This window comes from Rhodococcus sp. NPDC056516 (assembly GCF_042794655.1).
In the GTDB taxonomy this organism is placed as follows: domain Bacteria; phylum Actinomycetota; class Actinomycetes; order Mycobacteriales; family Mycobacteriaceae; genus Rhodococcus_F.
Genome location: NZ_JBHTTG010000024.1, coordinates 1 through 1042, shown reverse-complemented (window position 1 = coordinate 1042; position 1042 = coordinate 1). Strand labels below are relative to the sequence as shown.

Sequence of the window (1042 nt, the reverse complement as noted above, 5' to 3'; positions counted from 1 at the left end):
TGCGGGTGAGCGTGGGTTGGTGGTGGGTGGTTGGGATGGTGTGGGGGTGGTGGTGGGGGGTTTGACGTTGGTGGATGTGTTGGATGGTCGGTTTGCTGGTGTGGGTGGTGGGGGGTTGGTGTGTGGTGGGGTGGTGTTGTCGTGGGGTGAGTTTGATGTTCGGGTGAATCGTTTTGCGCGGTTGTTGATTTCGTTGGGGGTGGGTCCGGAGTCGCGGGTGTGTGTGGCGTTGTCGCGGTCGGTGGAGTTGTTGGTGGCGGTGTTTGCGGTGGTGCGGGCTGGTGGGGTGTTTGTTCCGGTGGATGTGGGTGCGCCGGTGGAGCGGGTGGGGTTTGTGGTGGGGGTGGTGGATCCGGTGGTGGTGTTGTCGCGGGTTGGTGATGGTGGGTGTTTGCCGGTGGGGGTGGGGTTTGTTGATGTGGGTTGTGTTGATGTTTCGGGGTTTTCGGGTGATCCGGTGGGGGTGGGGGATCGGTTGGGGGTGTTGTTGCCTGAGCATGCGGTGTATGTGATGTTCACGTCGGGGTCGACGGGTCGTCCGAAGGGGGTGGTGGTTTCGCATGCGGGGGTGGTGAATCGGTTGTTGTGGATGCAGGGGGAGTTTCCGTTGGGTGTGGGGGATGTGGTGTTGCAGAAGACGCCGGTGTCGTTCGATGTGTCGGTGTGGGAGTTGTTTTGGCCGTTGATGGTGGGTGCTCGGTTGGTGGTGGCGGATCCGGGTGGGCATCGTGATCCGGTGTATTTGGTGGGTGTGATCGAGCGGTGGGGGGTGTCGGTGGTGCATTTTGTGCCGTCGATGTTGGAGGTGTTCGTGGGGGAGTTGGGCGTGGGGGAGTTGGGGGTGGGGTGTTCGAGTTTGCGTCGGGTGTTTGTCTCGGGTGAGGGGTTGTCGTCGGTGTTGGCGGGGCGGTTTGCGGGGGTGTGTGGTGCGGAGTTGGTGAATTTGTACGGGCCGACGGAGGCGTCGGTGGATGTGACGTTTCATGTGGTGGAGGGTGTTGTGGGGGTGGGTGTTCCGATTGGTCGGGCGGTGTGGAATACG

The 1042-nt window shown here is 62.1% G+C and carries 1 protein-coding gene; it reads left to right on the top strand.

Annotation, left to right across the window (positions count from 1 at the left end; genetic code table 11):
• A partial coding sequence (locus tag ACFQ6Y_RS30340; protein WP_378640540.1) for an AMP-binding protein occupies positions 1 to 1042 on the top strand: 1042 nt, incomplete at both ends.